The sequence below is a fragment of the Paeniglutamicibacter psychrophenolicus genome, assembly GCF_017876575.1.
GTDB lineage: Bacteria > Actinomycetota > Actinomycetes > Actinomycetales > Micrococcaceae > Paeniglutamicibacter > Paeniglutamicibacter psychrophenolicus.
Genome location: NZ_JAGIOE010000001.1, coordinates 2,833,252 through 2,852,174, shown reverse-complemented (window position 1 = coordinate 2,852,174; position 18,923 = coordinate 2,833,252). Strand labels below are relative to the sequence as shown.

Here is an 18,923-nt window from a genome sequence, read left to right as displayed (position 1 = left end):
CACCGGGTGGCTATCGTTGGCGGCGTAAACACCTTCCCGAGGAGGAATCGCCATCATGGCCGATCTTCAGCAAGCACCCGAAATCGACATCGACAAGCTCATGGCCTTCGTTTTCAAGGCCGTTGACGAAGTTGGAGCCACCCTCAACACCGCATTGGTCGTCATGGGTGACAAGCTGGGCTACTACACGGCCATGGCCACTGGTCCCGTGACCCCGCTCCAGCTCGCAGAGGCCACCGATACGGCCCTGCCCTACGCCCGGGAGTGGCTCAACGCCCAGGCCGCCGGCGGCTACGTCGAGTTCGACGCGGAGAGCGGAAAATACCTGCTGCCTCCGGAGCACGCCGCCGCGCTCACCGACCCCGGCAGCCCGGCATACCTGCCGGGCTTCTTCCAGATCGCCCTGGGCACGACGCACGACGTTGACGGCGTCCTGGCGGCAGCGCTCAACGGCTCCGGTTTGGGCTGGCACGAACACCACTCCGACGTGCACGAGGGTTGTGAACGGTTCTTCCGGACCATGTACAACACCCATCTTCTCGGGCAGTGGCTCCCGGCGTTGGACGGCGTGGTGGAAAAGCTCGAATCCGGCGCCCGAGTCGCAGATGTGGGCTGCGGGCACGGCGCCTCAACCCTCATCATGGCCAAGGCCTTTCCCCGGTCCACGTTCATCGGCTTCGACTATCACGACCTATCAATCCAGACCGCCCGCAAGCGGGCCAGGGAAGCAGGCGTGGAGGCGAACCTCGGCTTCGAGACGGCCTCGGCAACCGGATTTCCCGGAACCGGATTCGACCTGGTGACCACCTTTGACGCCCTGCATGACATGGGAGACCCGGTCGGCGCAGCGAGCCACGTCCGTCAAGCGATCGCCGAGGACGGCACCTGGATGGTCGTCGAACCGATGTCCGGTGACACCGTGGCAGAGAACCTCAACCCGGTCGGACGCGCCTACTACGGTTTCTCGACCTTGCTATGCACCCCGTGCTCGCTGGCACAGGAGGTCGGGCTGGCCCTTGGCACCCAGGCGGGGCCCGCCCGGATCCACGACGTGGTTTCCACCGGTGGCTTCACCCGCTTCGCGTCCGTCTCGCAAACACCATTCAACAGGGTGCTCGAGGTCCGGCCCTAGGCCCGGGGCACACCAGGAAGGCCCGATCCGATGAATACCACCCCAGCGGCCGTTGCTCCGCTGCTTAGCGGCACCGTGGCCAGGGACGGCGTGGAGATCCACTACGACGTTTACGGCGAGGGATCCCCCACCTTGCTGCTCATGCCGACGTGGTCGGTGGTTCACTCCCGGATCTGGAAGGCCCAGATCGGCTACCTGGCACGCCACTTCCGCGTCCTCACCTTCGACGGGCGCGGCAACGGCCAATCCGGGCGGCCGCGGGGCCCTGCGGCGTACCGGGACCAGGAATTCGTGGATGACGCGCTGGCCGTCCTGGATGCGACGGGCACCGCGCAGGCCGTCGTTGTCGGGCTGTCCTGGGGTGCCACCTGGAGCCTCCAGCTGGCCGCGGCGCACCCCGGGCGGGTGTCCGGGATCGTCGGCATCGCGTCTTCATGCAACGTCAAGGTTCCCCGGACGGTGCGCCGTGCCACCGATTGGGAAGGACCCGCGGCTTCGACGCGGGGCTGGGACAAGTACAACCGGCAGTACTGGTTGGGCGGCGGCTACGACGACTTCATCGGGTTCTTCTTCAACCAGATGTTTTCCGAGGCCCACTCCACCAAGCAAATCGAGGACGCGGTGGGCTGGGCCCACGAGACGACCGCCGCCGTCATTGCCGATGCGACAGCCGGCATGCACGGGTACGACGGGATCGAATCGGTTCCCATCGAGCGCGCCTGCGCGCTGGTGAGGTGCCCGGTCCTGCTGGTGCACGGAGCAGACGACAGGATCTCGCCTCCGTCCGTGGGCCAACGGCTCGCCGAACTCACGGGTGGTTCACTGGTGCTGCTCGAGGGCGCCGGACACGGTCCGCCGGCCCGCCTGCCCGTCAAGGTCAACCACCTCATCCGCGATTTCGCCGAGCGGTTCGGGCCCGTTCCAACGGTTCCGCCACGGTGGACGGCCTCGCAGCGCAGGCCTCGGCGGGTCCTGTACCTCTCCTCGCCGATCGGCCTGGGCCACGCCCGACGAGACCTGGCGGTCGCCGACGCGTTGCGCAAGCACCATCCCGAGGTGGAAATCTCCTGGCTCGCCCAGCCTCCGGTGACGGGAGTTCTTCAGGCCGCCGGGGAACTCGTCCACCCGGCCTCGGCATGGCTGGCCAGCGAGGTGGAGCACATCGATAACGAGGCCGGCGAACATGACCTGCACGCCTTTCAGGCCATCCGCCGGATGGATGAGATCCTGGTCCACAACTTCATGGTCTTCGACGACGTCATCCGCGACGGGACCTTCGACCTGGTGGTCGGGGACGAGGCCTGGGACATCGACCACCACCTGCACGAGAACCCCGAGCTGAAGCGCTTCGCCTTCGCCTGGATGACCGACTTCGTCGGCTGGCTCCCGATGCCCGATGGCGGGGCCGCCGAGGTGGCCCTGGCCGCCGACTACAACGCCGAGATGATCGAGCAGCGCGAACGCTTCCACCGCGTGCGGGACCGCTCGATCTTCGTCGGTTCCCCCGAGGACGTGGTGCCGCTGTCCTTCGGCCCCGGTCTGCCGGGCATCCGCGAGTGGACCGAGGCGAACTTCGACTTCGCCGGGTATGTCACCGGGTTCGATCCCGCGGACGTCGCCGACCGCGGCAGGCTCAGGGCCGAGCTCGGCTATCCCCCGGACCGGCCGCTGTGCGTCGTCACGGTCGGCGGCTCCGGCGTGGGTGCCCCGCTGTTGCGGAGGATCCTTGATGCGGTGCCGCTGGCACGGCGCAGCGTGGCCGATCTGCAGGTGCTGCTGGTGGCCGGGCCGCGGATCGATCCCGGCGCACTGCCGCGGCAGCGCGGGGTCAGCGTGCGAGGCATGGTCCCGGAACTCTACCGTCATCTTGCGGCCGCCGACCTCGCCGTGGTCCAGGGCGGGCTGACCACCTGCATGGAGTTGGCCGCGAGCTCGCGCCCGTTCATCTATGTGCCTCTGCGCCACCATTTCGAGCAGAACTTCCACGTCCGGCACAGGTTGGAACGCTACGGCGCAGGCCAATGCATGGAGTACGAACAGGTCTGCGATCCCGACGCGCTTGCCGCTGCGATGGTTGCCGGGCTGGGACGGACCGTGCACTACCGTCCCGTGGAGACCGACGGGGCTGCACGGGCCGCCGCGCTGCTGGCCGAACTCATCTGATGCCGGGAAGCAGCTCGCCCCGGGGTGCACTGTGCCAGGTGCACCCCGGGCACGAAAAAGCCCGCCTCCGCCCCGGGGTGCCAACGGCACAGGGGGAAGGCGGGCCGAATCCGGGTTAGGCCAGGGTGACGAGCTCCAGGTAGGAGTCGTTCCACAGGTCCTCGTCGCCGTCGGGCAGCAGCACCACGCGGTCCGGGTTCAACGCGGCAACCGCGCCCTCGTCGTGCGAGACCATGACCACGGCGCCCGTGAAGTTGGACAGCGCGCCGAGGATCTCTGCGCGCGAGGCCGGGTCCAGGTTGTTGGTGGGCTCATCGAGCAGCAGCACGTTCGCGCTGGATGCAACGATCGTGGCCAGGGCCAGGCGGGTCTTCTCGCCGCCGGAGAGCACGCCGGCCGGCTTGGAGACGTCGTCGCCGGAGAACATGAAGGAACCCAGGATGCCGCGCACCTCCGCATCCCCCATGTGGCTCGGGGCGGCCGAGCGCATGTTTTCCAGCACCGAACGGTCGACGTCCAGGGTGTCGTGCTCCTGGGCGAAGTAGCCGATCTTCAGGCCGTGGCCCGGGACCAGGTCGCCGGTGTCGGGGTTGGACACCCCGGCGAGCATGCGCAGCAGGGTGGTCTTGCCGGCACCGTTCAGGCCCAGGATGACGACCTTGGAGCCCCGGTCGATGGCCAGGGAGACGTCGGTGAAGATCTCCAGCGAACCGTAGGACTTGGACAGGCCCTCGGCCATCAGCGGGGTCTTGCCGCAGGGGGCCGGATCCGGGAAGCGCAGGTTTGCGACGCGGTCGGCGACGCGGACATCGTCCAGCCCGCCCATCAACCGGTCCACGCGCTTGAGCATGGACTGGGCCGCGGAGGCACCCGAGGCACGGGCCTTCATCTTGTTGGCCTGGGCCAGCAGGGTGGTGGCCTTCTTCTCGGTGTTGGCGCGCTCGCGCTTGCGGGCCCGCTCGTCGGTCTCCCGCTGCTGCAGGTAGCGCTTCCAGCCGAGGTTGTAGACATCCATGGTGGCGCGGTTCGCGTCCAGGTGGATGACCTTGTTGACGGTGGCCTCGAGCAGCGAGGTGTCGTGCGAGATGACCAGCAGGCCGCCCTGGTGGTTGGCCAAAAAGCCGCGCAGCCAGGTGATCGAGTCGGCGTCAAGGTGGTTGGTGGGCTCATCGAGCAGCAGCGTCTCGGCGTCGGCATACAGGATGCGGGCCAGCTCCACGCGGCGGCGCTGGCCGCCGGAGAGGGTGGACAGCGCCTGGTTGAGCAGGCGCTCGGGCAGGGCCAGGTTGTTGGAGATCGCCGCTGCCTCGGACTCGGCGGCGTAACCGCCGCCGGCAATGAACTCGGCCTCGATGCGGTCGTACTGGCGCATGGCCTTCGCGGCCACCGCTTCGTCCTCGGAGGCCATGTCGTCCTGGCACTTCTTGAGCTTGCCGACGATGACGTCCAGGCCGCGGGCCGACAGGATGCGGTCGCGGGCCAGCTGTTCCATGTTGGGGGTGCGCGGGTCCTGCGGCAGGTAGCCGATGGTTCCGGTGGAGGTGACCGAGCCGCCTGCGGGCGCCGTCTCACCGGCAAGCACGCGGGTCATGGTGGTCTTTCCGGCACCATTGCGTCCGACGAGGCCGATCTTGTCGCCCTTGTCGATGCGGAACGAGACGCCCTCCATGAGAAGGCGTGCGCCGGCGCGCAGCTCCAAATCGGCAACGGAAATCACGGTGACCCTTTCGGTAAAGTTGTACGGCCCTGTTGGGCAACCTACCCAGTCTACGCGGGTCAACCGCCCTTTGGCCCGAAGATGCGTCCAATCTCACGCCGCCGGGCGCCCGGACACCTCAGGACCTGGCGTTGCCGCCCTTGGTCGGCTGGGGCTCGGCCTTCGCTCCGGAGGCCCTGGCCGCGCCCTTGGCGTCAGGCTTGGACTCCGCCTTGGTGTCCGGCTTCGCTTCCGTCTTCGCCTCGGCCTTCTCCACCTGGACCTCGTTCTGCCTGGCCACGGATGCGGCCGACCCGGCCGCGGGGGCCGGTACGGGCTTGTCCGCCGCCTGCTTGGCACGGTAGGCGTCCATCTGCACCAGGCGGCGGCGCAACGAATCGGCGCGGTGCGCGTCCCCGCCGCTGGTGGCCTGGATGTGGTGGGTGCCGAAGTGCCACAGCAGCACATCGTCGAGCAACCGGTCGGGGCCCGGCGAGTAGCGGTGGTCCAGGGCCGCGCGGACCGAGGTGATGACATAGGGCTGGAGCAGCTCGGCGAACTCCCGGGTGCCGGATAGGTCGTGGGCGGCCAGCAGTTCCGCGGCCCAGCCCCAGTCGTCGTCGGACTTGCGGTCCACGTGCGGCAGCAGCGTCTGCCAGATGAATTGGATGCGCTCGGCAGTCAGCGGCACCGCACCCTCGCCCTCCGCGTCCCAGAACCCGGTGACGGTCTGGAAGCGTTCGTGCAGCTCGGAGAACTGGTCCTCCACGGCCTCGAGCATCGCTGCGGTGGCGGTGAACTGCCTGTCGATGTGCGGGCTCCAGGCGCGCGGCTCGGCGTTCTTGAAGCGGATGTCGTGCTCGATCTCGCTCCAGGCGTGGGACAGGATGGTGCGGATCTGCACCTCGAAGACGAAGTTCCCGGTGATGCGGATGTCCCCGCCGAGTTTCGCCTGGAAGTCGCGGACCACTTCCTCGCCGCGGGTCTTGAGGATCAGGTGGCGCGAGGAATACCCGTAGGTGCCCGACTCCACCGAGCCGATGTCCTTCTCCCGGTCCGAGCGGCAGTCGAAGTCGGAGCGGCGGCGCTTGATCAGGTTGGCCGCCTCGCGGATTTCGTGCGGCAGCTTCACGATGACGCGCACGCCCACCAGGTCGTGGATCTCGCGCACCGGGTTGGGGAATTCCAGGGCCGGTTCCTCGCCCTCCTCGCCCACCAGCATGCGGGAGGCCTTGTCACGGAAGGACGCCACGGTCTTGACCCGGCTGACGACAAACAGCGGGGTGTTCTCCGTCTCGTCGAAAAGCGACTCGATCCGGGTCCGCATGGACTCTGCAACGCGTTCGAGCATCGGGCGGGCTGCGGCATAGCGCTCCACACTGGCGTTGACTTCTTCGCGCAATGATTCATCCAGGGTTTCCCAGGGGGTGCCCACACGTGCCTCCTACATACAAACGGCTGGTTGGGGGTGCTCTTGGATCAGCCTATCAACCGGCACCGGCCCGGCACCGCGAAGGCGCGGCAGCGGTCGCAAATCCCGTTCCGACATGATGGTGCGTCCTTGGATGGAAAAGCCCGCGGCCCGGCGCCGGGGGCAATCCCCCGGCAACATCGGAACGCGGGCTTGGCTGGCCTGCCTCGGCCACCCACCTGGCCGTTGCGGCAAGGTTCCCTGGTGGATCAGTTCTTGGAATCCAGCGACTGGGCTACCTCGTCATAGAGCGGGGATGCGCCGGTGCCGGCCATGACCTGCACCTTGCCGGAGGGCACGGGCTTGGCTCCGTTGGAGGAAGCCGCCTGGTTCTTCGCGGCGCCGGCCTTGGCTGCGGCGTTCGGCGCGGCGTTTGCGCCGGCCTGCGCGGCTGCGGGGGCCTTCTTGGCCTCGGCGAGGCCCTCGGCCCGTGCCCGTGCGGTGGCCTCGGCCAGCTGGTCCTTGGCCGCAGCGAGGCGCTCGGCCTCGGCGGCCTGCGCATCGTTCATGGCCGCCTGGAAACCGTCGTCGTAGGCAAGTCCGTACTTCTCGGATTCGACGGCTTCCTCGTCGTAATCCGCGGCCGCGCGCAGTTCGGCGGCTTCGGCCTTCTTCTGGTACATGTGCACCGTCAGGTGGGTGATGGCCAGCAGGACCACCGGAGGCATCGCGGCCACCAGTGCCGAGACCAGTGGCGGCACGCCGTTGGAGATCGAGTCGACCGTGAGGATCGCGTGGGTCGAGTTCGCGGCGGTGGAGACGATGGCGCCGAAGAACAGCAGCGTCCAGGGGTAGACCATCGCGCGGCGGTTGTGGCCGTTGAGCGCGACGATGGCCACGGTGGAGGCCACGATCATGCCGTCAATGATGATCGGCCAGATCCACGCCAGGTTCGCGTCGATGCCCGAACGCTGCGCCAGGTCGGTCAAGGCCGCGAAGGACAGCACGAAGGCGCCCACGGCGATCAGGACGGTGGCGGCCACCGCGGTGCGCAATACTGCCTTGTGCGGTTCGTTCGGGATCTTTTCATTCATCTGGCTTCGATGCCTCAATCATTTGTGGGTCTGGTGTTGCGCTAATAGTGGCCGGCCGAACCTGCCGAAGGCATGGTTCCCCCATGGCAGACCAGTCCCAATTCTATGCGCTGGCTTCACGGGTTCCGGACCAACGGGTCTTTCAGCACCCCCGCAACACCTTCCCGCGGGAGGTCGGTCCGGTGCCAGGGAACAACACGTCAACGTGCCTCGGGAGGAAGGCAATCCGGGCCGGAAGGCCTACGGTGCGGCACGCTCGCCACCGGGACGGCAACGGGGCCGCGCCGCCTTCCCGTCCGGGAGTAAGGCCATCGATTGTGCGGAAACGTCCCGGCGCTTGTGCCAATGATCACCACCGGCCGCCCACGGACAAGCCTGCCCAAAGCGGCCGGGAGCGGCTATTGTTAAGCATGGATCAACCTTGCGTTCACCATGGGGCACGCCAGCCACCGGAACCACTTGGATCCCACTCCCCACCCCCAGCTCTAGCAGCATTGACACGGTAATCAACGTGCGTCGCCCTTGGTGGCGCGCGATTGATGCGATCGACCGTGCCTTACGTACCACAGCAGGAGAAGCTCACCTTCATGACAGCAATTGCCCCGGACCACGTCGAAAATTCCCTCATGGAACGCCGCTACGAGGACCAGATCGAACCCGTCAACCGTCTTTTGGACGAGACCCGGGCCCTTCGACCTGAGACTTCGGTGTCCTTCGTTGATCCGGTGCACAACATCGAGGAAGCGCGCATCATCTCGCTGTTCTCCAACATCGGCATCGCCAACGAGACCGGCTTCATCGATGCCGGGTCGCAGGAAGCCTCCACCCGCATGCTGGGCATGCAGTGGCAGCTGGGGCTGCGTCCGGAGTACATCCTGCCGTGGAACGTCCACCCGTGGCACACCCCGGGCGAGGCCAACGGCAAGTTCACCCCGCCGCAGATCACCTCGGGCCTCAAGCCGCTGCTGCGCCTGCTCAAGGTCGTGCCGCGCGCTTCCGTCCTGATCGCCCACGGCACCGAGGCCCACCGCCTCTCCGAGCAGCTGGTCAAGACCCAGAACCCGCTGCTGTGGCGCCGCGGCTTCAAGACCTACAAGGTCAAGTCCCTCGACGGCCGCGCCTTTGCCGGCTCCCCGGAACGCCAGCAGGCGCACCTCGAGGAAATCTACGCTGCCTACTCCGACGCCATGGCCCGCACCGGCCTGGCCCCGGCCAAGTAGCCCCGCGAATTCTTCACCGGCCCGAGACTTGGATAAACTCGAGGTCATGCCCAACAACACCCCCGCATCCGTGAGCCGCGCCCAGAAACTTCAACTGGGCACGGCCATGGCCCTGGCGGGGGTGTTGTACGTTGCGCACTCCTTCCTGCGCTTCGCCAACTTCGAGTCCCGCGGCTACGACCTGGGCATCTTCGACCAGGCAGCGCGGCAGTATTCCATGTTCAAGGCACCGATCGTGCCGATCAAGGGCGTGGACTTCAACCTGCTGGGCGACCACTTCCACCCGATCCTGGTGCTGCTGGCACCGTTCTACTGGATCTGGAACGACCCGCGGATGCTTTCCATCGTGCTGGCGCTGCTGCTGGTCTCCTCCGCGATCCCGGTCTACCTGTTCACCCGCCCGCGCTTCGGGCACCTCGGGGCGCTGCTTACCGCCTCCGCGATGCTGCTCTGGTGGCCGTTCCAGGCCATCGTGAACTGGGAGTTCCACGAGGTCGCCTTCGGCGTGCCGATCATGGCCTGGATCATCTGGGGCTTCGACCGCGGCCGCTATTGGCTGGTCGTCGGGCTGGCCAGCTCGCTGCTGCTGGTGCGCGAGGACATGGGCATCACCATGGTTGCGGTGGGCATCGTCCTGCTCTTCCACAAGCAGTGGGCCAAGGCGGCGCTGACGGCAGTGCTCGGGCTTGGTGGCTATGTGGCGGTCACCAGCTACCTGATCCCGCTCTTCTCCCCCGCCGGCGAATTCACCTACTGGCAGTACACCGCCCTGGGCGCCAGCGCCGGGGCGGCCATCGTCTTCCTTCTCACCCACCCGTTCCAGTCGATCGCGATCCTGTTCAACCACCAGCTCAAGGTGGCGTTGTGGCTGCTGAGCTTCGTGCCGCTGGCACTGCTGCCGCTGGCCTCGCCGTATGTGATCCTGGGTGCCCCGCTGCTACTGAGCCGGTTGTTCAACGACCGGCTGAACACCTGGGCCCCGGTGTACCAGTACGACGCCATCATGGCCCCGATCCTGATCCTCTCGGCCGTGCACGTGCTGGGCAAGCTCATCCAGCGCCACGGCTGGACCCGGATCAAGGTCATCGCGCCGGCCTGGCTGCTGCTCTTCTCGCTGGTCGGCACGCTGTTCTTCCACTCGGTCTTCCCGCTGGGGCGCACGCTGACCGGGGCCAACTGGGCTCCGGGCACGCTGGTCGCCGCCAAGGAACGCGCCGTGGAAATGATCCCCGACGGCGTGTGCGTCGAGGCCGCCGACACCTTGGTTCCGCACCTGACCACCCGCACCTATGTGGGGATGATGGGCGACATCGGCACCGATTTGTCCAGCTGGATGATCATCGATTTCAACGAGCAGGAGCTTGGCGGCTGGGACCCGCTGAACCCGCCCCAGGCCCTGGAGCGCGCACATGCCCTGGGCTTCACCCAGGTCGCACCGATCGACCACGGGCTGCTGGTGCTGCACCGCGACATCCCGGTGAACCCCGTCTGCTCGGACTACCTCAAGCGCTGACACCCTCTGGCGCGGACCCGTCCACGCACCACCGGCACTTCATGGGCCGCACCGGATCTTGCCCCGGTGCGGCCCTCGCCGTTCCGGGACGGATTCCGCGAGAGGCGATTGTCTACACCGCTCGCTCGTCGTGGTCCCGCAGCGCCGCCTGGCCATTGCCGGCATGACGGCTCCGGCCCGCGCCGGGGATCGCCATTCACCGCCACCGCCGCGGCCCCGCCGGGCGGGCACGCAGCGTGCGCAACGCCCAGCCTCCTACGGCCAGAAGGCCGAGCAGCACCATGGACAGGCACCCACTGGCCACCAGCCCCATCGCCAACCCGCCATCGCGGGATGCATCATCCTCGAGGGCCACCACGTGGGCGATTGCGAAATCCATCACGGCCGCGGGATAAAAGATGCCGATCGCGATCAATCCGTGGGCACCCAGCACCGATGCCAGGGCGCCGAAGCGCGATCGGCGGATGACCAGGAGCACCAGGGCACTGAACAGCGTGAAGAATCCGGCCGCCACGATGTTCCCGACGTTGGATCCGGGCTCGAAGGCGGCATATGCGCCCCACGGGCCCCGGCCGACCGCCAGTGGCGCCACCAGGTACACGGCCACCATCCCGGCCAGCCAGGTGGCGGTGCCAATGGCCAGGGCCACGGCGTGCGTGCGGGTACGCAAAAGCAGGATGGCACCCGGTTTCTTCATGGGTTCCATCCTGCCAGTGCCGCGCGCCGATCCGTGCCGATTCGCGCCGGGGCCCGCAGGCACCCGGTCGGGGCGCCTGCACGGGACCCCAAGGGCCGGCCGGTCCCGAATCAAGGTTCGGATCGGGCCCTGCGTCCGAGCACGAACTTGTCCGGAAGGTTTTCCAGGTCCCCGGCCAGCGGGTCGTCGGAGCCATCGGCCCTCACCACGTCCCGGTCCGGGTTGCGGATGTCCCCGATGATCTTCACGCAGATGTACACCAGCATCGCCATGTGCGCCACGATCCCGATCCCGTACAGGATCTCGATGGCCCAGCTGCCGCCGAAGTACTCCAGCCCGGAAACCCACTTCGCGCTCCAGAGCCAGACGAACACCCAGTGGAACACCTCGATCCCCTGCCACACCAGGAACTCGCGCCACTTGGGACGGGCCAGCACATAGAGCGGGATCAGCCACATCACGAACTGCGGCGAGTAGACCTTGCCGAAGAGCAGGAACGCGGCAACGATCAAAAACGCCAGCTGTGCCAGGCGCGGGCGGCGCTTGGCACTGAGCCCCAGCCAGGCGATGCCCAGGCAGGCGATCCCGAAGAGGCCGTTGGACAGGTAGGACATGGTCGAACCGTCCATCCCGGTCCACACGAACGCCAGCCACATCGAGGAGTTCCCCGCGGGGCGGTCCCCGGAGAAGGTGTAGAACCTGCTCCATTCGTCGAACGCGGTGATCATGAACGGCACGTTGACCGCCAGCCAGGCGACGATGCCCGAGGCCAGCGAGACCCAGAAGTGGCGCATGCGCCCGGTGCGCCAGCACAGCACCAGGATCGCCCCGAAGAGGAAGAACGGGTAGAGCTTTGCCGCCGCGCCCAGGCCCAGCAGCACCCCGGCCAGCACGATGTGCTTGCGGGAGAACGCCAGCAGGCCGCACATCGCCAGCATCACCGCCCACAAATCCCAGTTCAGCTGGCTGGTCAGGATGATGCCCGGGGCCAGTGCCACCATGATGGCATCGCGGCTGCGGTGCTTGGCGGCATAGGCGACGGCGAGAACCACCACCGCCCAGCAGATGAAGGACAGGGCCGAGTTCACATCGAAGTAGGCCAGCTGGCGCTCGGGGCTGAATCCGATGCCGGGGATCACCATGGCGGTGAGCCCGGCGATGATCGCCAGCAACACCGGGTATTCCAGGGCCTGCTCGGCCGGCAGCCCGGTGAAGTAGGGGAAGAGCTTGTCGGCCATGCCGCGGGTGCCGAAGAGCTGGGTGAAGTCCGAGTAGCACATGTGCAGGTGCTGTTCGGCGTCGGGCCAGCCGTTGATGCGGCACCATTGCTTGGTGAGCACCGCCAGCCCGGCGCCGATGATGGTCAGCACCAGCAGCCCGATGATGACCGGACGGGTTGCCTCGCGGGCGTTGAACAGGTTCTTGACCGGTTGCATCACGATCCGGTTGCCTCGTTTCTCTGGTGTTTGGGTGGAAAGTCCGTGTAGGGGTGCGGGGCGGCGTGCCCCGGGGCGGTGCCCGTTATTGCCCTGCACGCAGCGGCCGGCGCCTGTCGGCACCGAAAATGGCGGCCGTCTTCGGGTCGATGAACACCAGGTAGGCCATGTAGGCCAGGGTGGTGGCGGCGGCAAAGAGGCGTACCGCCAGCAGCGAGAACCACTGGCCGATGGACAGCTGGTCAACCACGCCGGAGAGCAGCACCAGCAGGCACAGGATGTACAGGGCGCGCTCCCAGTTCACCGGGTAGCGGCGGGACAGCGCGAAGAAGGGGATCAGCCACAGCAGGTACCAGGGCTGGATGATGGGGGCCAGCACCACCGCGGCGCCCAGGGAATATCCGGCATAGAGCAGCGGGGGTCCGGCCGGCCGGCGGATCGCCAGCCAGAAGACGATTGCCAGGGAGGCCATGCGGAAGACCGTGAAGACGATCCCGGCGATGAACTGCAAATCTCCCCCGGCGAGCGAGCCGATCCAGCCCACGAGCATGCCCAGCAGCCCCACCGGCGCGTAGGGGAAGGCCGCCGAGCCGGCGCCGGCCATCGCCGGGATCCAGCCGAACCAGAGTCCCGACGCCCACCCCAGCAGCGCCATCACGGACCCGGCCACGGACCCGGTGTACGCCCAGGCGCGGACCTTCGTAACAAGGGGCGCGTTGGCCGCCACCATGGCCAGGCCCAGGAACGGCAGCACCAGCACCACGATGGGCTTGATCGCGATTGCGGCGCTGGCCGCAAGGATGCCGGCCAGGTGGCGCTTGCGCAGCACCAGCAGGAACCCGAGCAGCACCCCGCCGATCATCAGTCCGTCGTTGTGGACCCCGCCGACCATGTTCAGCAGGAACAGCGGGTTGGCCACCGAGATCCACAGCGGCCAAGCCGCATCCCGGCCCGTGGCCCGGGCCAGCGCCACCACGGCCCAGGCGCACAGGGCAACGCCGGCCACCGCCACCAGGCGCATCAGCGCCACCCCGTACTCGGGCACCCCTCCGGAGACGAAGTACACGAACCGGGCGTACATCAAGAACAGCGGCCCGTAGGGCGAGGTGGATTCGGCCCACAGCGAGTCCGAGCCCTGCGCGAACCAGCCCGGCAGCTGGGAGACCCAGTCGGTGTAGGGCGAGAGCCCGGCATGCATGAGCCGGCCCTGGCCCAGGTAGGAGTACACGTCCTTGGACAGGATCGGGAAGGAGAACAGCAGCGGGATCGACCAGACCCAGATGGACTTGGATATCACCGCCACCGGGTTGGCACCATCGGCCTGGGCGCGCTGGCGCAGCCGCAGCCAGGCGCGGAAGAGCAGCATCGAGCCCAGCCCCAGCAGCAGCGTGCAGATGATGACCCCGAGCATTTCCACGCGCAGCGGCAGCAGCACCTTCGCCCGGGCCAGCAGGGACTCCTGCGAGCTGGGGATCCAGCCCACGCCCCAGGACCCGACCATCACCATGATGGAGGCGAGCAGCCCCTGGGCGATGGCGATGTCCGGGGAGTTCTCCCCGCCGCCGGTGAGGTGGCGCAGCCCCGGGACCCGGGAGCTGCGCTGGCGCAGCGTCTCCAGTGCGCGGGTGGCGCGCACGAAGCGGCGGCCGGGTGCCGGCGGGGATGCCGGGCGCGGGGCGGGGCTCACGTCGTTGGCACCTCGGGGTCGCGGTGCACCGGCCCGGTTCCGCGGCGCAGCCGGGCCGGCAGCGTCGCGGCAAAAAGCGGCTTGGTGCGCGGGTCGCCGAATGCCAGGTAGGCCATCGCGGCCCACGAGATCCCCGTGGACAGGTGCTTGACCCAGGGGTCGAGGCCGGAGAGGAACTGCCAGATGAAGATCTGGTCCGCGGCGCCGAAGGCGATGAAGAACGCGGTGGTGAAGTAGACCCAGAGCAGCTGCCAGTCGTCCCGGATCCCCGTCACGGCGAAGAAGGGCAGCAGCCACAGGATGTACCAGGGCTGGATGATCGGCGAGAGAACCACCAGCGCGGAGAAGGCCAGGGCCATGCGCTGGATGAGGTGCGAGTGCTTGCCCTTGAAGATCAGTACCAGCACCAGCCCCACCGAGGCGAGCCGGCCGATGAGCTTGAGGATCGGCAGCAGCCAGTCGGTGGGCAGCCCGATGGTCGCCAGCGCGCCCGAGAGCACGGAGTTCAATGCCCCCACCGGGGCGAAGACGACGGCGCCGGTGCCGGTGCCCAGCATCACCGTCAGCCAGCCGAAGCCATACCCGTTGGCCCAGCCGATGATCGCCATGATGATTCCCACCAACCCGGCGGTGTACACCCAGTAACGGATCTTGCGTCCCCAGCTTGCCCCGGATCCGGCCCAGAGCAGCCCGATGAACGGCAGCAGCACCAGCGTGATGGGCTTGACGCCGATGGACGCGGCAATCAGCACCACCCCGAGCACCCCGCGGCGCGTGGCCGCGTAGTAGGTCCCGGCCAGGGCCAGGCCGATCATCAGCGAGTCGTTGTGCGCGGAAGCCACGAAGCTGATCAGGAACAGCGGGTTGGCCACCGAGATCCAGGTGGCCTTGGCGCCGGAGACCTTGTGCAGCGCGGCGATCTTGGGCACGTAGACCATGCACAGGATCACCCCGAGGAAGGCGACCAGGCGGAAGAGCAGCACCGAGGCATCGGGGCTCGTGCCCACCAGCCGGTTCACCCAGTACTCCACGTTCAGGTAGAGCGGGCCGTACGGGGTCTCGGATTCGGCCCAGGTGATGTCCGCGCCCAGCTGGAACCAGTTGTTCAGCGTGGAGATGCCATCGACGTAGGGGTCTTGCCCGGCGGCCACCAGCCGGCCCTGGCCGATGTAGGCGAAGACGTCGCGGGAGAAGATCGGCAGCGCGGCCAGCATCGGGATGCTCCAGGCCCAGACCGCCTTCTTCACCACGGCCAGGGATCCCTCGGGCCAGCCGGCCAGTTGCTGGCCCAGCCGCAGCCAGGCGCGGAACAGTATCCAGCAGCCCAGGGTCAGCACGACGGTGCCGGTGATGACCCCGGAGTACTCGGTCCGGATCGCGATCAGCAGCGGGTAACGGTTCAGCGGGGAGGCGCTGGCCAGCCAGCCAATGGCATAGGAACCCAGCAGGATCATGACCGATCCGATGGTGCCCTGGATCAACGGGGACAGGTGCGGCCCGCGGCCCGCACGGGGCTTCGTCTCGGCGCTGGATCGCACGTGGTTCATCTGCGCCCCGCTCCTGGTTCGTCGTATCTTGGCTGTAGGTTCCGGCCGGCGTGTCCAATGGCGTGCCGAACCGGATGGATGCGCGCTTCCGTGGCGCGCAACGGCGCGGCAGTCCGCGCAAAAATCAAGTCCGATCCTAGCATCGCAAGCCGGGTTTGCCCGGGAGGCAAGCCCCGGGTGCGCGCGAGCTCACACCACCATTCTCTCCCCGCACACCCCCTGTTGGACCCCCGCGCCGCTGCATCGATCACCGGCTGCACTCCCCCGTCCGCTCCCCCCGCCCCCGTGCGCCTCCCGACGCGGTCCGGATGATGGCGTGGCTAACGAGCCGGTGCCCGCGCTTCCTGCATAGGCTTGGGGCAGCTACATCGATCACAAGCGGAAACGAGGCAACACCCGTGGGCAGGCGTGCAAAAAGCGTACGGAATCCGGTGCGCAACCATTCGCTGCTGGGCTGGGGCATCTTCCTCTCCCTGCTGCTGGGCATCGCTTCCCCGCAATTGGGCATGAGCCTGGTTGCCTCGATCGCGCTGGCCGGAACCGGGCTGGCGGTCTTCGTGATGCTGTGGCTGCTCTCGGCAACGCGCGGCTCTTCCCGGCCCTGACCGGCCCCCTCCGGGGTGTCATCGGGTAAATTGGGGTCCGTGCCTATTTCAGCTGAAAAAATTGTGTGGATCGACTGCGAGATGACGGGCCTGAGCCTGGAAACCGACGCGTTGATCGAAGTCGCGGTCCTGGTGACGGACGCCGAGCTCAACATCCTGGGTGACGGGGTCGACGTGGTGATCAAGCCCCCCGCTGCCGCCATGGAGCAGATGGGCGACTTCGTGCGCAACATGCACACCACCAGCGGGCTGCTCACCGAGCTTGATGCCGGCCTGGACATGGCCGACGCGCAGAAGATCGTCATGGACTACATCCGCTCCCACGCCCCGGAGCCCAACAAGGCGCTGCTGGCCGGAAACTCCGTGGGCACCGACAAGAACTTCCTTTCCCGGGACATGCCCGAGGTCACCGACCACCTGCACTACCGGATCCTGGATGTCTCCACCATCAAGGAACTGGCCCGCCGCTGGTACCCCCGGGCCTTCTTCGCCGCCCCGGCCAAGACCGGCAACCACCGCGCCCTGGGCGACATCCGCGATTCCATCGAGGAACTGAAGTACTACCGGGCCACCGTCATGGTCCCCGCCCCGGGCCCGGATTCCGCGTCGGCAAAGGCCGCCGCGGCCAGAATCATCGCCCAAAGGCCTGCTGATTAGGCACTGTGTCGCACAACACAGCCCCTGAGGCCCTTTTCGAGTTGGCACTCCACCTCGAAGTGTGTGTAAGATAGTTCTCGTTGCCCAGCAGTTCGGAAGACAATCCGAGCCAAGGACAACTAGCCTCAGGGCGAACTTGGTGGGTATAGCTCAGTCGGCAGAGCGTCTGGTTGTGGTCCAGAAGGTCGCGGGTTCAATCCCCGTTACTCACCCCAATGAAGCCGCTCCGGATCAATCCGGAGCGGCTTTTGCCATCCCACCGCGTTTCCGGTTTTTCCGGCAGGCGGGGCAGGCACTCGCAGCCCGGTGTCCGGCACTGTGCTTCAGCGCCGGACACCGCTGCCGGAGTGGTCGGCCACGCACCTGGCCGCTCCCGGGGCTCCCGTTCCCCCATCTGCACACCGTTTTACAAAAAAGCACTTAGGAGAAGTCTTGAGCATTCGTCCGGTCACCATCTACGGCGAACCCGTGCTGCACACGCGCGCGAAGGAAGTCACCGAATTCAACGACGAACTTCGTGCACTGATCACCGACATGTACGACACCATGGATGCGGCCAACGGCGTCGGCCTGGCCGCCCCGCAGATCGGCGTGGGATTGCGCATCTTCACCTACGAGTACGCGCACGAGGATGCGGCCCCCACCCGTGGCGTGGTCGTGAACCCGGTGCTGACTCTCTCGAAGATCTCCGGTGCCGCCCCGGACCCGGAAGAGGACATCGAGGGCTGCCTGTCGGCCCCGGCCCTGAATTTCCCGCTCAAGCGCGCCGAGTTCGCCCGCATCGAGGGCTTCGACGGCGACGGCAACCCGGTGGCCTTCGATGCCACCGGCTGGTTCGCCCGCATCATGCAGCACGAGTACGACCACCTCGACGGCTACCTCTACGTCGACAAGCTGCCCGAGAAGTGGGCCAAGCGCTGGAAGAAGGCCAAGAAGTCCCTCGAATGGGGAGTTCCCGGGTTGACCTGGATGCCCGGCACCGACGAGGACCCGTTCGGCCACTAGCCCGGCCGCCGGCCCCGCCGCCGGCATACCTCGCGGCACACGCCCCCATCGATGCATCCACCGGCGCTCCCCGCCAGCAAGCAGGTCACCATGTTTGAGCAGCTTCACCCGCGAATCGCCGCGGCAATCCTCGAATTGTGCGCCGTTCCGGAACCCGACGTTGCCGTATGCACGGCAATGCTGCGCACCGAGGCAGGGGAACCGGTGCGCAGCGCACTGGCCGCCCTGGATGCGCGCTGGGGCTCGTTCCCGGCCGAGGGGCTGCGGACGCTGCCTGGCGTTGATTCCCGGGCCTGGATCGAGACGCTGTTGCGCTTCGCCCCGGTGGCAGCCGCCCGCATGGAAGGGATGCGGATTCCCGCAGCGGTGATCGAGGCGACCCTTGCGGATATCGGTTCGCAACTGCACTGGCACCGCCGCACGCACGGGGGCTTCGGGCTCGACACCGCTTGGTGGACCACCCTGCACCTTTCCGGATCGTTGTACCGGCTGGGCCGCCTCCAATTCCACCTCCACCGCGACCCGGAAAACGGTCCCTGGGCGGTGGGCCTCCACATCCCCGGCGACGGAGCGCTGGATGCCGGCTCGGTCGATGCCTCGCTGCGGCTTGCCGCCACCTTCTTTGCGGAGCACTTCCCCGCACACCGCATCGACCACGCCTACTGCGATTCCTGGCTGCTAGATCCGTATCTGGCGCACGCGCTTCCGGACTCGAACATGGCCGCTTTTTCGGCACGCTTCACGAACGTAGAGCTGCGCGACGAGCCGGGTGACGCGCTGTACTTCACCTTCCGGGTGCCCGCGGACGCACAGATCTCAAGGCTGCCGAGGGATTCGTCCCTGCAGCGGGTGGTGCTTGAGCGCATCGAGGGTGGCGGTTCATGGCAGGCCGGCAAGGGTCTTGCGCCCTGGCCCGTGCCCGTTGGCTGAATCCCGCCCGTTCGGTATGGGGGCTCGAAGAACGACCGGGTGAGGACCCCCGTTGTCCCGCCCCTCGGGCCAGGGGCCGGGCCCCGCTTCAACGCCTGGGACGAGGTGGCGTATCCGTCGCCCAAGGTGC

General features: G+C 67.5%; 15 protein-coding genes and 1 tRNA gene. 9 read left to right on the top strand and 7 right to left on the bottom strand.

What is annotated here, in order from left to right; translation table 11 throughout:
• Positions 1-55 precede the first annotated feature (55 nt).
• Together JOF46_RS12905 and JOF46_RS12900 are read left to right on the top strand one after the other, a co-directional pair.
• Positions 56-1,132 (top strand): class I SAM-dependent methyltransferase, encoded by a 1,077-nt coding sequence (locus JOF46_RS12905; RefSeq protein ID WP_209907689.1) that lies wholly within the window; start codon positions 56-58, stop codon positions 1,130-1,132.
• A gap of 30 nt (positions 1,133-1,162) precedes the next feature.
• On the top strand, positions 1,163-3,295 hold the full coding sequence (locus tag JOF46_RS12900; protein WP_209907687.1) for an alpha/beta hydrolase: 2,133 nt from the start codon (positions 1,163-1,165) through the stop codon (positions 3,293-3,295).
• Between the two features lie 115 nt (positions 3,296-3,410).
• Here the strand turns inward: JOF46_RS12900 and JOF46_RS12895 are convergent, their stop codons facing one another.
• From JOF46_RS12895 to JOF46_RS12885, 3 genes are all read right to left on the bottom strand, one after another.
• Positions 3,411-5,012 (bottom strand): ABC-F family ATP-binding cassette domain-containing protein, encoded by a 1,602-nt coding sequence (locus JOF46_RS12895; RefSeq protein WP_209907685.1) that lies wholly within the window; start codon positions 5,010-5,012, stop codon positions 3,411-3,413.
• A 118-nt stretch (positions 5,013-5,130) separates the two neighbouring features.
• On the bottom strand, positions 5,131-6,426 hold the full coding sequence (locus JOF46_RS12890; protein WP_209907683.1) for a GTP pyrophosphokinase: 1,296 nt from the start codon (positions 6,424-6,426) through the stop codon (positions 5,131-5,133).
• A gap of 245 nt (positions 6,427-6,671) precedes the next feature.
• Positions 6,672-7,496, bottom strand: a complete 825-nt coding sequence (locus JOF46_RS12885; RefSeq protein ID WP_209907682.1) for a DUF2637 domain-containing protein — start codon at positions 7,494-7,496, stop codon at positions 6,672-6,674.
• Between the two features lie 587 nt (positions 7,497-8,083).
• On the opposite strand from JOF46_RS12885, the gene JOF46_RS12880 reads away from it, so the two are divergent.
• Positions 8,084-8,716: a uracil-DNA glycosylase family protein gene (locus tag JOF46_RS12880; protein WP_113762144.1), complete on the top strand. Its 633-nt coding sequence runs from the start codon at positions 8,084-8,086 to the stop codon at positions 8,714-8,716.
• Positions 8,717-8,762: 46 nt separating this feature from the next.
• Positions 8,763-10,229: a DUF2079 domain-containing protein gene (locus JOF46_RS12875; RefSeq protein ID WP_209907681.1), complete on the top strand. Its 1,467-nt coding sequence runs from the start codon at positions 8,763-8,765 to the stop codon at positions 10,227-10,229.
• Between the two features lie 196 nt (positions 10,230-10,425).
• Here JOF46_RS12875 and JOF46_RS12870 read toward each other — a convergent pair whose 3' ends face one another.
• The 4 genes from JOF46_RS12870 to mptB (JOF46_RS12855) all read right to left on the bottom strand — a co-directional run bounded on the left by JOF46_RS12870 (position 10,426) and on the right by mptB (JOF46_RS12855) (position 15,596).
• Positions 10,426-10,926 (bottom strand): hypothetical protein, encoded by a 501-nt coding sequence (locus JOF46_RS12870; RefSeq protein ID WP_209907680.1) that lies wholly within the window; start codon positions 10,924-10,926, stop codon positions 10,426-10,428.
• Positions 10,927-11,036: 110 nt separating this feature from the next.
• On the bottom strand, positions 11,037-12,362 hold the full coding sequence (locus tag JOF46_RS12865) for a glycosyltransferase family 87 protein (protein WP_209911889.1): 1,326 nt from the start codon (positions 12,360-12,362) through the stop codon (positions 11,037-11,039).
• An 85-nt stretch (positions 12,363-12,447) separates the two neighbouring features.
• Positions 12,448-14,049, bottom strand: coding sequence for a polyprenol phosphomannose-dependent alpha 1,6 mannosyltransferase MptB (gene mptB / locus JOF46_RS12860; RefSeq protein WP_209907679.1), 1,602 nt, complete (start codon positions 14,047-14,049; stop codon positions 12,448-12,450).
• On the bottom strand, positions 14,046-15,596 hold the full coding sequence (gene mptB / locus JOF46_RS12855; protein WP_209907678.1) for a polyprenol phosphomannose-dependent alpha 1,6 mannosyltransferase MptB: 1,551 nt from the start codon (positions 15,594-15,596) through the stop codon (positions 14,046-14,048). Before mptB (JOF46_RS12855) ends, mptB (JOF46_RS12860) begins: the two co-directional genes overlap by 4 nt.
• A gap of 431 nt (positions 15,597-16,027) precedes the next feature.
• Between mptB (JOF46_RS12855) and JOF46_RS12850 the strand changes: the two genes are divergently transcribed.
• The 5 genes from JOF46_RS12850 (at position 16,028) to JOF46_RS12830 (ending at position 18,793) form a co-directional block, all read left to right on the top strand.
• On the top strand, positions 16,028-16,201 hold the full coding sequence (locus tag JOF46_RS12850; RefSeq protein WP_209907677.1) for a hypothetical protein: 174 nt from the start codon (positions 16,028-16,030) through the stop codon (positions 16,199-16,201).
• Positions 16,202-16,240: 39 nt separating this feature from the next.
• The gene (orn, locus tag JOF46_RS12845) at positions 16,241-16,858 is read left to right on the top strand and encodes an oligoribonuclease (protein ID WP_209907676.1); all 618 of its coding nucleotides are present in this window, start codon (positions 16,241-16,243) and stop codon (positions 16,856-16,858) included.
• Between the two features lie 139 nt (positions 16,859-16,997).
• Positions 16,998-17,073: transfer RNA gene (locus JOF46_RS12840), tRNA-His, on the top strand.
• 217 nt (positions 17,074-17,290) lie between these two features.
• Entirely contained in the window at positions 17,291-17,863 is a 573-nt protein-coding gene (gene def, locus JOF46_RS12835; RefSeq protein ID WP_209907674.1) for a peptide deformylase, read from the top strand.
• Positions 17,864-17,953: 90 nt separating this feature from the next.
• On the top strand, positions 17,954-18,793 hold the full coding sequence (locus JOF46_RS12830) for an acyltransferase domain-containing protein (protein ID WP_209907672.1): 840 nt from the start codon (positions 17,954-17,956) through the stop codon (positions 18,791-18,793).
• Positions 18,794-18,923: the final 130 nt, after the last annotated feature.